Genomic DNA, 14,372 nt, shown 5'->3' on the forward strand with positions numbered 1-14,372 from the left:
GATTGGACTTTGTTTAGTTTTATCTCAAGTGTTCATTCGATAGATACGTAGTTATTGAGTTATTACGTACCAATACAGGTATTACGTACCTAGTTACCTAAAGATCTATACAAGAATAATATTGAAATAACCACACGCGCTAACCCCTACGGGATTCGGCTTAGTTATAACAGGAGAGGTTAGAGGAAGGCACAGAACAAGGTAAGCCAGCACCTTAGGAAGCCCATATAGGAACCTTACACTACTTATGTATTCGTTTAAGAACTTAACATTAAAATCAAATAATCAATTGATAACTAACTCACTTCTTACCTATCTTAATATCAATATTGAGTTCCTGCTTAATCAGCAAAGACAATTGATTACAATCAAGTTTTTCTTTGGTAAAAACTCCATCATGCAACAATAAACAATCTTTTTTATTTGCCAGTTGATCACGTATTAGACATGTTATTTTACATTCTATATCTTGATATAATTTAGCAATGAATGAAGCCGTATAAGTTTTTTCATGAATACTTTTCCTGTAGGCTTTAACTTGTTCATGTGTGCTTGCCTTAATGCGTTGTAATTCTTTAGTCATGTCCTTGAACTCAGCACGGAATAATTCAAACTCTTGTTCGTTCTTGATCGCCGCCAATGCTTCACCTCCAACCTCATCATGTATAGCGCTTCGACATCCCAAGGAACTACCAAATGATTGATGAAGAAATACAAGTTTAACCTTCTCGCTGCTAGTGCCTGAGTTAAGCGCAATTCTTAATCTTGCTTGCTCTGTATCTGCAACATAATTTGATATTGTTGGATATTTACTTTTATTACGAACTAACGATAGCAGAATTGCATATGCAGCCGCTTTCATATCATATTCAGTATATTGATTTAGTGTTGCATTGCGAATTGATCTGTCTTGCTGCTGTAGTCCTAGAGCGCCTTTAGTCCAGTAGCGCCCAAATATGCCACCCGATACATCATAATATTGAATAATGCAGCCGTGGTGCTTATAACAGTTAATAAGCGCCCATATAATATTACGTTTTTCTATGTGCTGAGGGGTATCATCGAGATAGATATAATATAGTTTACTTAGTGCTTCAATATCAGGATCAATAGTGCTTGTTGTTATTGGGTTTGAATAAACGAACTCATGCCATTTATTTGATTCTGATAATTTGTGTGTTTGATTTATAGTTAATACCGCATCCAATCGTCTTAACCAGAACTGATTTAATAGATACGGTTTGTTGTAGTTACCAACGCTATAATTACCTAATTTAGTAAAAATTCCCATTTCAGTATTAAGATTATTAAAGGCTACTTGATTATTAAATCGTTTTAATATTTCACTCTGTCCACCGACATCATAAGCGTTTCCATTCTTAACGTGCTTTCTGTATCCAGTGATACACTCTGCAATCAGTAAACAGTAAACAGTATTCAAAAATATACTTGTTGTAATATCCCTTTGCTCTTTTTATTGATTGGGTAGGTAATAATAGTTCACGCTTTTGATATATGGCATCTGCTAAAATATTGGTATGAGTAATCTCTAAAGTAGTCTTATTTGGTATTGCCTTTTTTGCCATGTTTTTTCCCCATATCTTGGTTATTCTCGTATTGTGATTGAATCTCTTTAAGTAGTATTTTTATTGTTGCCGCAGGTGATTTGTTTGGATAAGTATCATCAACAAACTTTGCTACATCATCAGGTATTTCAAGGTTTAATTGTTTAGCCATTACTTACCAGCCTTAACGTATTTTCTAACCGTATTAACATTCAGTTCAAGTCTCTTTGCTGTCTGTGTGTAGTTCTGTAATTCAGCAAAGACCGCGTGGACCTCTTCTATTTTATCTGCGCTTATTGTTGGTGCTCCGTGCTTAACGTTTATCATGTAGCCATCCCCTCTTTAGTGTTGTTGTTTGTTATATAAGTATTTATTAACTAGTTAATAACCGGATCGCAAGACCAGCGACATCAAACGCTAGAAACAAAAAAAACCAGTACTAGGCTGGTTTGTGTAATTCTTGCTGATCGGGAATCTATTAACTTAAACCTTTATACAAATAGCATTCCCACTTATCCCAATCATCTAATTTGACTCGTGCTAGATCCGCTTCAGTAAGTTTCTCTTTTGCAATATCTAAGATAATTGAAACCAAGATAGCAATGTCCTCTTGGCTTATGCCATCCATTGCAAATAAATCATAAAGCGCTCTTTCTCCAAATAGGTCTAAACGTTTTGCTACTTGAGTTAAGTAGTCATTTTGCTCACCCTCTACCATTACAATCATGCTATAAACCCACTTCGTTAAATTCAACGCTTTCAATAGAACGACTGTTCCAGAAGTATTCTTCTAAAATTAAATCTTCGTCCTCGTAGCAGTCGTACCATTCACCATTCCATGCGATTTCAATTACAGGCTTATCATTACTGGTGATTGTTGTAGTTGCGTCAAAAGTGGCTGTAAATGTATTCTCTCCCTCGTCTTCACAAGTATTATCGAAACTAACACCACTTCTTAACTCGTCATAGATTTCTAGATCGTCAGTATTAATACCGTGATCGTTAAACAGTGATTCAATAACTTCTAATATATCGTTATTATCAACACTTTGGTTTGCTCTACAGTGTTGAATCATTACGCTTGGGATCAGATCCTCAAGTTCAGAAAGACTTTGAAAATCCACCAGCGAAACACTCTCATTAATGTTGTGATCTTGGTTTTGAATGAGACACATACCGTTAACAGGGTTAAACGCAATGTTCCACTGTCGATCGCAATAGAACGTTGATCCATTACTATCTTGACCAGTACGCATAATGACTCTAGATAGATCAATAAAAATACCTCGCTGAACTTCAATTTTATTTAATAACGCGCTTAAATTAATCATATCTTTACCTTTGATTTAGTTTTTTTTATTACAGGTATAAAAAAAGAGCCATTAGGCTCTTAATAAGGGTCGTAAATTTTATTTTAAGAACGAATAAAAATCAGTTCTTAAACCTATATCATGACTCAATACTTTTATTCATCTAAAAATATTTTTTATCACTTAAAAATCAAATGGTTATAGTGAATTTAAATTTAAACATGTTTATAGCACCTCAAATTAGTGAAAATTCAGTTCGCCTAAACTACGCCCCAAGCCTTAACATTCTTAATGTACAAATTGAAATCCAATTGCTCTATCGTTTCTTGCAGTAAAGGTACATTAAGATCTTTATCGTATCTAGCATACGTAATCGACTGACTCTTATGACCTAATACCCCCATTGCTTGCTGCTCTGGTACTGACTTCTGCTTAAATTCATTAGCAACCGTATGTCTAAATGAATGAAACACAGGCTCTTCGATTCCTAATTTGTCTTTATGATGTAAGAACCATTTTGATGCTTTTGTACCAAGCCCATCTCTTGGGACTTCACCCTGTTTATTCAGCAACCCATTAAATAGCCAACCGCTAGACTTCGTGGCTACAAAATCAATAAAACCTAGATCAACCAGCGCTGAGTGTATAGGGATATAACGCATTGAGTCTGGATTTTTAAGTTTTTGAAATTTATGTTCTTCGTTAATATGAAAGCACTTAATACCACACATATCTTTGATATCTTCAACACGTAATTGTGCTATTTCAGTCAATCGAGCACCAGTGTGCAATGCTATTAACGGCAGCCAAAATTGATAATCGTGTTTACATTTACCAGTAGCCCAAATATCGGCATTAAATAATGTATTCAGATCATTTTTATACCAGATTTTACGTTCATCAGAATCTTTATGCGTTTTTCTAGATAGTGGCAGTTTTTCAAAATAATTCTTTTCGACGATATCAGATTTAATACACCAATTAAAAAATGCTGAGCACTTATTAAGGGTCGCTTTCACCGTTGTAATACTCTGTGGTTCGTCACCAAAGTCGGCTATTTCTTGCAGACTTAAACCGTCATACTTCTTAACCTTGGCGCGGTTTGGCGGTAGTTTTAACAATATATTTCTGAATGATTCTGCGTCTTTTAATTTGAGAGTAGCAATATCACGACCACCATCGAAGTACTCGCTTAACAACAAAATCTTTGCTTTAATTGTTTCATAACTTTTAGTGGTTATCTCTGGTCCATCCTGCTTAGATTGCAGATATTGTTTAATTGCACTACCAAGACTAACAGATATATTTGTTGTGGCTTGCTTAACTGATGAGTAGCCTGAGACCTGCTGTATGGCTTGCTCTGTAGCAATTCGGATTGATTCACGTTCTTCAAGGGGGTCATTATGGTCAGCCTCTACGGTAATGCTAGTGCCATCGCTAGTCGTTACTGTTGCACGTATCCACTCATCAGCATCAACTGGCTTATTAGCAGTGTTTCTGGTGGGAGTGCTTGAGCCATATAAAATCTTATCTAAATCCGCTTTGCTAACCACGTTCTTCAATTCCTTGAATAAATTATCAGTCTTTAATAATAACTCATTAACCATTGAGACAGCAGTGTTTAATATGGTGGTTTGTAACGAAAAATAGAATTCTTTTTTGTTTAGAAATTGAACTAAATCACAAGGGATTCTTTGCCTAAAATAATAGGTTTGATTGCGTCTAGAGATGTTTGGTAGAGGTATGCTCATATTCAACTTTGTAGGTATTTGCGTGCAAAATGAGTGCAAATGACATTACGAATTGAACTGGAGATCATTAACTGATTGATAATCATATATTTGAAGTAGAAATGGTGGAGCCAAACGGGATCGAACCGATGACCTCGACACTGCCAGTGTCGCGCTCTCCCAACTGAGCTATGGCCCCATTTCTACAGCAACATTTGCTGCTGTAGGCATAATATTCGATCTGCCGTTTTGGTGTCAATATCTACAATAGAAAATCACGACCAAACGACAGAAAGGTTATTATTTACACACCGTTAGGCGTTTTCACGTGCAGTAATAAATGCTAACGCTTTGTCGATACCAGCAAGGCTACGTTCTTTACCGATAAGCTTAAGTGTTACATCTAATGACGGTGATTGACCGGCACCAGTAATAGCAACACGTAGCGGCATACCAACTTTACCCATACCTACTTCAAGTTCAGTCGCTGTATCGTTAATTGCAGCGTGTAATACTTCAGCATCGCTCCAATCTGCAATCGCAGCTAGTTTTTCTTGCACTTTAAGTAATGCTTCTTTTGCTACAGGACGTAAATGTTTCTTCGCCGCAGTTGCATCAAATTCAGCATAGTCTTCAAAGAAGTAACGGCTAGCAGCTGCAAGTTCTTTCAGTGTCTTAGCACGTTCAGCAAGTACTTTAACAATCTCAGCTAGTGCTGGACCGTTAGTCGTATCGATGCCTTGGTCTGCCATGTGCCACTCAAGATGAGTTGCAACATATTCAGGTGCCAGTGTTTTAATGTAATGTTGGTTTACCCATTGTAACTTCTCTGTATTAAACGCTGAAGGCGCTTTGTTTACATCGTCTAAGCTAAACAGTTTGATCATTTCTTCAGTGCTGAAGATTTCTTGATCGCCATGTGACCAACCTAAACGTACTAAATAGTTTAGTAGTGCTTCAGGTAGGTAACCGTCATCACGGTATTGCATAACACCGACAGCGCCATGACGCTTAGATAGTTTAGCGCCGTCATCACCAAGGATCATAGCAACGTGAGCGTACTGTGGAACAGGTGCGCCTAGTGCTTTTAAGATGTTGATTTGACGAGGCGTGTTGTTTAAGTGATCTTCACCACGAACAACATTCGTAATACCCATATCCCAGTCATCAACAACAACACAGAAGTTGTATGTCGGTGAACCGTCAGTACGGCGGATGATTAGATCATCTAATTCTTTATTAGCAAATTCAACTTTGCCGCGGATCTTGTCATCAACGATAACAGAACCTTCTTTCGGATTGCGGAAACGCACAACGAAATCAGCACCAGTGTCGGCAATGTCACCATGGCTACATTTGCCATCGTAACGTGGGCTTTCTTTCGCATCCATTTGCGCTGCACGTAACGCGTCAAGACGTTCGCGTGAACAATAACATTTGTATGCTTTGTCTTCTGCTAGTAGTTGATCAACTAATTCGTTGTAACGATCAAAACGTTGAGTTTGGAAATACGGACCTTCATCCCAATCCAGACCAGCCCATTTCATGCCTTCTAAGATCGCGTCAACCGCTTCTTGAGTAGAACGTTCTAAATCAGTATCTTCGATACGCAGTACAAATTCACCACCTTGGCTTTTTGCATGTAACCAAGAATAAAGCGCTGTACGTGCGCCGCCTACGTGCAAGTAGCCAGTTGGGCTAGGTGCAAAACGAGTCTTAACAGTCATAAGTCTCACAATACCTTTTACATTATTTAATTAGCTTAACCCACGAAAGGTTAAGCACATGATGCTGCGTATTTTACCATTAAAGCTAAAACTAACAATACGCGAGCTAAAATTAAGTGTGCAAAATGTTATTGCTCCTGCAAACCGCTCAAGACATCCATGTTCGCTTAGACAAGGCCATCCATGGCCATGTATGTTTGCGATAGCAATAACATTTTTCTATACAGTTATTTATCGAAGCTGATATCAGCGTTTACCATAAACTAACTATGTGTTGCTATGTGTTGTTAATAGCGCGAGTAAATCGTCTTCCGACAGAATATCGATATCTAACTCTTGTGCTTTCGTCAGCTTAGAGCCTGCAGCAGGTCCAGCCACTAACGCAGTTGTCTTCTTCGACACACTGCCTGCGACTTTAGCGCCTAAGTCTTGTAACCGCGTCTTAGCATCAGCACGCGAGATATTAACCAGCGTACCGGTGATCACATAAATAGTGCCTAACAATGGCAGTTGGCTTTGTTCTTTAACCGCCACATCATTCCAGGTCATACCGGCTTCAATCAGTTGATCGACAACCGCTAGGTTATGCTCTTCTCGGAAGAAGTAAAATATGTGCTTAGCAACGATCTCACCAACGTCTGAAATCAATACTAAACGCTCAACCGAGGCTTTTTTGATAAACTCGAGTGTTAATAAATCATTGGCAAGGTTAGCGGCTGTCGCCTCCCCTACTTCACGGATACCCAGTGAATATAAAAACTTAGCCAGTGTCGTGTGTTTTGCGATTTTCAACGCTTCCAGTAAGTTCGTCGCCTTCTTTGGTCCCATGCGATCGAGCATCGTTAACTGACCAAACGTCACACCAAACAAATCAGCAGGGGTTTTAATTAACTCCGCATCAACCAATTGCTCAACCATTTTGTCGCCTAAACCATCAACGTTTAGTGCTTTACGTGAAGCAAAATGTTTAATCGCTTCTTTACGTTGGGCGCCACAATACAGGCCAGCAGTACAACGCACGGTAGCTTCACCTTCAATGCGTTCTACTTCTGAATCACACACAGGGCATGTTGTAGGGAATACGATATCTTGCGCATCATCAGGGCGGCGTTCTAGCATCACACGCGCCACTTGTGGGATCACATCACCAGCACGGCGAATAATCACCTGATCTTTGATTTTAATACCCAAACGCGCAATTTCATCGGTGTTATGTAGCGTCGCATTACTCACGGTTACACCGCCCACAAACACAGGTTCTAAACGCGCTACTGGCGTGATCGCGCCAGTACGACCGACTTGGAATTCAACATCCAATAACGTAGTAATTTCTTCTTGTGCCGGGAATTTATGCGAGGTTGCCCAACGTGGCGCACGCGCAACAAAACCGAGTGTTTTTTGCAATGTTAAATCGTCAACTTTATACACCACACCGTCAATGTCATACGACAATGCATCACGACGTTGACCAATGTCTTCATAGAAATCTAAGCAACCTTGATAACCCGTCGCCACAGTCACATCGGCACAAACAGGTAAACCCCATTGCTTTAGTTTCTGTAAGTTTTCAGCGTGTGAATTAGACAAGCCTTTACCTTCAACCTCGCCTTCTACCACACCTAATGAATAAGCATTAAACGCTAACGGACGGCTTGCCGCGATCTTAGGATCAAGCTGACGTAAGCTACCAGCGGCGGCATTACGTGGATTAACAAAGGTCTTTTCACCTTTCTTCTTGGCATTGATATTCAGTTGCTCAAAACCAGCTTTCGGCATGAACACTTCACCACGTACTTCTAAACGCGCTGGAAAGTCATCGCCACGTAAACGCAGTGGAATTGATTTAATGGTTTTTACATTTTCAGAAATGTCTTCACCAATCTGACCATCACCACGGGTTGCAGCGCGGACAAAGTGACCGTTTTCATACAAAATACTCGCAGCAAGGCCATCTAGTTTTGGTTCACAGCTAAACTTGATCTCGGTTTTAGTCAGTAAACGGTCTTGTAAACGTTTTTCAAACGCCAATAACTCTTCTGCAGAAAACACATTGTCCAATGACAACATCGGTATTTCATGCTTAATCTGACTAAAAGAGGTCAGCGCTTCGCCACCGACCTTTTGGGTTGGTGATGTGGCTAACGCAAGTTCTGGGTATGCTGTTTCTAGCTGTTTTAATGCACGCAATACACGATCATATTCCGCATCCGGTACAGTCGGATTATCCAGCACGTAATACTGGTGATTATACTCTTCTAATTGAAGCGTTAAGGCTTGAATCTGTTTTACTTGTTCTGTCATCTTTATTTCCAAAGATAAAAATTCCAAAGATCAAAAAAAGCCCCACCGAAGTGAGGCATTTATCTGGAGACTATATTTACCAAGTACTCTTTATTCACCGAGTACGAGTTACAGTAATAATCTAGTCAGATTTTTTCGCGAGTGCTCTACTTTCTAACTTACGAATAAACGCTTGTTCTTGCTCAATGGCGTCTTCTGTTAATGGGTGACGTGTTGCATCCATTAATAAACCATCAACACCGTCAGCAATACGTTCTGCAGCACCTAGCATCAAGCCATAATTATGTGACGCTTGGCCTGCACACGGGAACATCATGAACAATGATACCCCAGGAGACTCAAACTGTTCCATCGTATCAATATCAAACGTACCTGGTTTAACCATATTCGCAAGACTAAAGATAACAGCGCCTTTACCTGCAGCATCAACGTGGCGGTGAAAAATATTCATTGCACCAAACTTGAAACCAAAGGCTGATAATTCTTGTAATAATTCAGCGCCAGCAATACTCTTGCCTTCACGCGCCATAATGTTAATTACAAATACAGCTTCTTCAGCAACGTCATCTTGCGCTGAATCATTCGCGGCATCGTGATGCACGGTTTGCTGTTGATCATCCGTTGTGAGGGTATTATCGATGACGACATTATTCTCAGCATCACTATTTACATCATTTTCTGCATCAATAGCCACGTTAGCAGCGGCGTCGACAACATCATAACTTAAATCATTTGTTATCGTATCAGCCGGTAATTCTACGTCAATTGCCGAAAATGAAGCGGTTACCAATGTTTCAGTTTGCGCGGTGTTAGTGCTGTCATGCGTCTCGCTATTTTTTAACGAGGTACTTTGCATTGAACTGCTGTTTATAGCGCGAGTCTTTACTGCACGGTTTTTAATTGAACTACTCTTTGGAGTTCCGCTTATTACTTCACCACTCTTAACTGTACCACTCTTTACTTCACCACTCTTTACTTCACCGAACTGCGGCTCAATTTTTTCAACTGACACAGGCGCGGGTTCATCGCTGTCGAAGTTCACTGTCGATTCTACCGACTTAGTCACAACGCGCTTTTCACCTATACCGTCAAGGTCAAAACCTTGTCTATCTTTAACATTCTGATCAAGTTTATCTAACGGTTTATCTTTTAATGGTTTTACTTGATTCTTTTTATTTGACCAAAGGCCATGGGCAATTAAAGCAACGATTGCCATAAACCCTAGAATGATGAGAACAAGTCGCAAATCTTGCATAACAGCCTATCTCTTAATGTTAATTGTCTGTAAGTTCTACCGCCGTTGATATATCAACGGCGACGATTCGAGAGACCCCTGGTTCATGCATGGTCACTCCTATTAATTGCTGAGCCATTTCCATGGCTAACTTATTATGACTAATATAAATAAATTGTACTGTTTCTGACATCTCCTGAACCAGTTTACAAAAACGCCCGACATTTAATTCATCGAGTGGTGCATCTACTTCATCTAGCATACAAAATGGCGCCGGGTTTAACCTAAATATAGCAAACACTAACGACAGTGCAGTCAGGGCTTTTTCACCACCGGAAAGTAATGAAATACGCGCATTCTTCTTGCCTGGCGGTCGCGCCATAATCGTTACACCCGTGTCGAGTAAATTAGTCGATGTTAGCTCTAACCAAGCCGCTCCACCACCAAACACTTTAGGGAATAACGCTTTAAAATCAGTATTAATCTTTTCAAACGTGGTCGCAAAGCGCGCTTTCGTTTGTTTATCAATTTTAACAATCGCCGCTTCTAACGTCTCGATGGCTTTTTCTAAGTCATCGGTTTGTTCGTCTAAATATTGTTTACGCTGCGATTGCTGTTCAAATTCTGCGACAGCCGCAAGATTCACTGCACCTATCTTCTGTAATTGCGCTTCAAGCTGTTTCAACTGTAGCTGATACTCCTTAAGCGTTAATATATTAACACACTCACGTTTTAATGTGTCTACATCCACATGGTCATCCGCAATTTGTTGATATAATAGCTGTTCTCTTGCTTTGTTGTTCGCTTGTTTTAAATCTAACTGTTGGACTTTGTCTTTCACTTTTAAGCTACTAGTCATTATCCTAGCACGTTTTTCTTCAACATCACGCTTGTCATTAATGAGTTTAGCGCGTGTTGATTTCTTCATGTTATTGTCATTTTCGATAGCAATTTGTTTCTCGGCAGCAATCGCCCGTGCGGTTTCTAACTGCTGTAAGCTTTCAGCATATAATGAGTTATCACCTAATGCAGCAATATCTTGCAAAATAGTTTGATATTGCGTGTCCGTTTTGGCAATTAGTTGCTGTTGCTTCTCTATTTCAACGGTAAATTTGGTTTTAACTAACAGTAATTGTTGAACTTGTTTTCCCAGCACTTGCTGTTCTAGCAAAAACTTGGCTTTATCTGCTTTGGCCGCTTCCGCTTTTTGAATCAAGCTATCATCGTTTGCTAACTGTGCAATCGCTGTTTGTGTCGACACTATCTGTGCACTAAAGCGTTGCACCTCTTCAGCTTCAATCGCTAATATATTACCCAGAGTTAATAAACGGGTATTTAACTGATCATGCGTCAGTTGCCACTGTACTTGCTGTTGCTGTAATAACCCAAGTTCAACCGTAAGCTGTTTCACTTCACTTTGCTTTTCATGCAACTGAGCTTGCACCAGCTCAATTTGATGCTGGTATTCGCCCTGAGTCACCTTAAGCGCAATCAATTGATTGTGCTGTGTGTCCATCAAGGTTTCAATTGCTAATAAGCGCGCTTGCAGCTGTGACGCTTGCAGTTGCATTTCAATGCGCCCTTGCGGTGATGACACATTGGCTTTGGCATGTTGTGATAGCCACACGCCTTCATCGGTAAACCAATCGCCATGCGCAGTGATATAACTGTATTCACTGTGATTTTCAGCGCCCGTTTTAGCGTCGTTAATGTTCGTAACACAGGTCACTTGGTTTAGCTGTCGATTAAATAAGTTATTTTTCACCTTATCAGCTAACGAACCAGCACGCGCACTACATTGACTGGGTTTGAACCATTGCAATGCTGGTAATTCATTCAAATCAAATTGAGCAAGTTGTTCGTCGCTAATACAGTAAGCATCCAGCCAATTGGCAAGTACCTTTTCGACAGCGGCTTCCCAACCGGGTTCAACATCTAACTGTTGTAATAATTTTAACGGAATCGAATCGAAATTACATTCTAACCAAGCATGGGCGTGATCAGCATGCTCCGCTTTACGTAATAATTCAGCGATCACACTTAGTGAGCCGTTGATTTCAGTTTTCTCTGCAACACCTTGACTAATATTCGCTTCGAGCCCAGCAACTTGTTTGTTAATGCCTTCAAAGCCATTATTCAACCCCGCTAATTCATGACCGAGTTGGGTTTCTTGAGATTGTAGTTGTTGCTGCGCTGTTGTTTTAGCGCTAATTAATACTTGTTTGCTGTGCTCAGCAAGTTGCTGCTGTTCTTCAATTAACTCAGAGCGTTGTAATTTACTTTTATTCAGTACTGATTCGGCGCTTTTAACGGCATTGGTCAACACATCAAGTTTACTGCTAAAGCGTTGTACTTTTTCAAGGTATACCGCATGCTGGGCAACAGCTTGGTCACTACTCACCGTCGCCGATGCGAGTGATTGCTCAATCACTAATAACTCTGCAGACAGTCGGTTGTAGTCCGTTTCTGTCGACTGCGCTTGTTGCTGATGCGTTTGTAACTGGGTTTGTTCTTCTTTTAGTAACAACTGTAGCTTGTCACTTTGCTGTTGGTATTCTTGTTGTTTACCGACCGATTCTTGCTTGCGTGCTTTGTGATGCAGTAATTTCTGCTCAATCTTAGTGAGCTCTGTGCCTTGTAAATAGAACGCTTGCTGCTGGTTTTCAATCAATACCGTGAGTTCATTTAACTGTACGTCAAAGTCGGTGATCTGCGTTTGCAGTTTAGTCGCGGTAGCCGTGAGTTTTTCTAGTTCATTCATCAGCACTAATTTTTGTTGCGCCAACTGATTAATCGAACGTTCCACATCATAGATCTGCACTAAACCAAGACGACTTTTAGCGTCACGTTGCTGCTGTTTTAACGCTCTAAACTGTTGAGCGACTGCAGACTGTACTTTCAACTTATCAATTTGCGCACCTAATTCAATGCGAATATCGGCTAGTCGATTTAAGTTATCTTTAGTTTGATTAATACGTTGTTCTGTTTCGCGGCGCTTTTCTTTATATTTTGAAATACCTGCCGCTTCTTCGATGAAATGACGCAACTCATGCGGTTTCGATTCGATTAAACGCGAAATCATACCCTGTTCGATGATCGCATAACTGCGCGGCCCCAAACCTGTGCCTAAAAACAGCTCGGTGACATCTTTTCGACGGCATTTGGTCCCGTTAAGGTAATATTGGTTGGTACCATCACGGTATAACTCGCGACGAATAGACACTTCATTATGTTGTAATAAAGCATGATCAATCCGTTGTTTGGCATTATCGAATAACAGTTCAACACTGGCTCTTGAGACAGGCGAACGCGCCACTGAACCGTTAAAGATAACGTCAGCCATAGCATCGCCACGCAAGTGCTTAGCCGAGCTTTCACCCAGCACCCAGCGTACTGCATCAATAATATTGGACTTACCACAGCCGTTGGGGCCAACAACCGCGGTCATATCAAAGGGAAAAAGCAGTTCGGTGGTATCAACAAACGACTTAAAACCAGAGATTTTGATCTTTTTAAGGTACATATCAAACAACGTATATAGAATAACCAGAAAACTTTAGCAGATGTGTCTGCAATATTAAAGATTCGTGTTAGCAGAATATCAAAGCTGCTGCTTTTTACTGCACATTTGCTGTTATTTCACTGCACTTTTGCTATTATTTTACTGCACTTTTTACTGTAATCGCAGTCGAATAACAACCGCATGATAAAATATGCGATTAACACTACTTACATAGGCTTCATAGAATATGCTTTCAATAAAACCATCGTTATCTGGGTTTCAATATTTCTTACAAGGTTTCGACTTGATCCGTCAGCCTAAGTTAAGACCTTTTGTATTGATCCCATTATTAATTAACCTGATATTGTTCTCGGTTAGCTTTTACTTCTTATTTCAACAAATCGACGTCTGGCTGCTACAGCTTGAAACTAGCTTAGACTGGTTGAGCTGGTTAGTTTATATTATTAAACCCCTCGCCTTCATCGTAATATTACTGGTCTTTGGCTTCTTTTTTGGTGCGATAGCCAATATTATCGCCGCCCCGTTCAATGGCTTGTTAGCAGAGCAAACTGAACTGCTATTAAATAATAAACCTCTACCAGAAATGAGCATCAAAGATATTTTGTTAGATATTCCGCGTGTACTGACGCGAGAACTGAAAAAAATCACCTATTACGTCCCGCGTGCGATTGGTTTACTGCTGTTATTTTTCATTCCGGTTGTCGGACAAACCGTTGCACCAGTACTGTGGTTTATCTTTACCGCTTGGATGCTAGCGATTCAATATGCTGATTACACGTTTGATAATAACAAAGTCGGCTTTGACGAAATGCGCAGTGAATTGTCATCAAACCGTATGCAATCTTTAAGCTTCGGTTCTATGGTGGCATTGTGCCAATCAATCCCAATCGTGAATTTCATGGTGATGCCCGTTGCGGTCTGCGGCGCAACAGCGATGTGGGTAGATAATAGCGACAAGTCTAATTTTCAATAACCATATAAA

10 protein-coding genes and 1 tRNA gene are annotated in these 14,372 nt (G+C 40.0%); 1 reads left to right on the forward strand and 10 read right to left on the reverse strand.

Translation table 11 applies throughout. The features are described from left to right. Positions 1 to 301: 301 nt before the first annotated feature. The 10 genes from A923_RS0105315 to smc all read right to left on the reverse strand — a co-directional run bounded on the left by A923_RS0105315 (position 302) and on the right by smc (position 13,390). The gene (locus A923_RS0105315) at positions 302 to 1,441 is read right to left on the reverse strand and encodes a hypothetical protein (protein ID WP_017220622.1); all 1,140 of its coding nucleotides are present in this window, start codon (positions 1,439 to 1,441) and stop codon (positions 302 to 304) included. Between the two features lie 119 nt (positions 1,442 to 1,560). Continuing rightward, positions 1,561 to 1,737 carry a hypothetical protein gene (locus tag A923_RS22925; protein ID WP_017220623.1) on the reverse strand — a complete coding sequence of 59 codons (177 nt, stop codon included), beginning with the start codon at positions 1,735 to 1,737 and terminating at the stop codon, positions 1,561 to 1,563. Positions 1,738 to 2,043: 306 nt separating this feature from the next. Further along, complete coding sequence (locus A923_RS0105330) at positions 2,044 to 2,292, reverse strand: hypothetical protein (RefSeq protein ID WP_017220625.1); 249 nt, start codon at positions 2,290 to 2,292, stop codon at positions 2,044 to 2,046. 1 nt (position 2,293) lies between these two features. After that, positions 2,294 to 2,896, reverse strand: a complete 603-nt coding sequence (locus A923_RS0105335) for a hypothetical protein (RefSeq protein ID WP_017220626.1) — start codon at positions 2,894 to 2,896, stop codon at positions 2,294 to 2,296. Positions 2,897 to 3,135: 239 nt separating this feature from the next. Then, on the reverse strand, positions 3,136 to 4,626 hold the full coding sequence (locus A923_RS22615) for a site-specific integrase (RefSeq protein WP_083849960.1): 1,491 nt from the start codon (positions 4,624 to 4,626) through the stop codon (positions 3,136 to 3,138). Positions 4,627 to 4,728: 102 nt separating this feature from the next. After that, positions 4,729 to 4,804: transfer RNA gene (locus A923_RS0105345), tRNA-Ala, on the reverse strand. A gap of 115 nt (positions 4,805 to 4,919) precedes the next feature. Then, a complete protein-coding gene (gene gltX / locus A923_RS0105350; RefSeq protein WP_017220628.1) occupies positions 4,920 to 6,332 on the reverse strand; it encodes a glutamate--tRNA ligase in 1,413 nt (470 codons plus the stop codon). 267 nt (positions 6,333 to 6,599) lie between these two features. Continuing rightward, positions 6,600 to 8,633: an NAD-dependent DNA ligase LigA gene (gene ligA / locus A923_RS0105355; RefSeq protein ID WP_017220629.1), complete on the reverse strand. Its 2,034-nt coding sequence runs from the start codon at positions 8,631 to 8,633 to the stop codon at positions 6,600 to 6,602. A 121-nt stretch (positions 8,634 to 8,754) separates the two neighbouring features. Then, the gene (gene zipA / locus A923_RS0105360) at positions 8,755 to 9,888 is read right to left on the reverse strand and encodes a cell division protein ZipA (RefSeq protein WP_017220630.1); all 1,134 of its coding nucleotides are present in this window, start codon (positions 9,886 to 9,888) and stop codon (positions 8,755 to 8,757) included. Between the two features lie 19 nt (positions 9,889 to 9,907). Next, positions 9,908 to 13,390, reverse strand: a complete 3,483-nt coding sequence (smc, locus tag A923_RS0105365) for a chromosome segregation protein SMC (protein WP_017220631.1) — start codon at positions 13,388 to 13,390, stop codon at positions 9,908 to 9,910. A 226-nt stretch (positions 13,391 to 13,616) separates the two neighbouring features. On the opposite strand from smc, the gene cysZ reads away from it, so the two are divergent. Beyond that, a complete protein-coding gene (cysZ, locus tag A923_RS0105370) occupies positions 13,617 to 14,363 on the forward strand; it encodes a sulfate transporter CysZ (RefSeq protein ID WP_017220632.1) in 747 nt (248 codons plus the stop codon). Positions 14,364 to 14,372 lie beyond the last annotated feature (9 nt).

It is taken from the genome of Moritella dasanensis ArB 0140 (assembly GCF_000276805.1).
Taxonomy (GTDB): Bacteria; Pseudomonadota; Gammaproteobacteria; order Enterobacterales; family Moritellaceae; genus Moritella; species Moritella dasanensis.

What these genes read in the sequence shown, in the direction of transcription:
- A923_RS22925 (WP_017220623.1), bottom strand. Translation starts at nt 1,737, where the DNA reads ATGGCTAAACAATTAAACCTTGAAATACCTGATGATGTAGCAAAGTTT.
- A923_RS0105330 (WP_017220625.1), bottom strand. Translation starts at nt 2,292, where the DNA reads ATGATTGTAATGGTAGAGGGTGAGCAAAATGACTACTTAACTCAAGTA.
- A923_RS0105335 (WP_017220626.1), bottom strand. Translation starts at nt 2,896, where the DNA reads ATGATTAATTTAAGCGCGTTATTAAATAAAATTGAAGTTCAGCGAGGT.
- A923_RS22615 (WP_083849960.1), bottom strand. Translation starts at nt 4,626, where the DNA reads ATGAGCATACCTCTACCAAACATCTCTAGACGCAATCAAACCTATTAT.
- gltX (WP_017220628.1), bottom strand. Translation starts at nt 6,332, where the DNA reads ATGACTGTTAAGACTCGTTTTGCACCTAGCCCAACTGGCTACTTGCAC.
- ligA (WP_017220629.1), bottom strand. Translation starts at nt 8,633, where the DNA reads ATGACAGAACAAGTAAAACAGATTCAAGCCTTAACGCTTCAATTAGAA.
- zipA (WP_017220630.1), bottom strand. Translation starts at nt 9,888, where the DNA reads ATGCAAGATTTGCGACTTGTTCTCATCATTCTAGGGTTTATGGCAATC.
- smc (WP_017220631.1), bottom strand. Translation starts at nt 13,390, where the DNA reads ATGTACCTTAAAAAGATCAAAATCTCTGGTTTTAAGTCGTTTGTTGAT.
- cysZ (WP_017220632.1), top strand. Translation starts at nt 13,617, where the DNA reads ATGCTTTCAATAAAACCATCGTTATCTGGGTTTCAATATTTCTTACAA.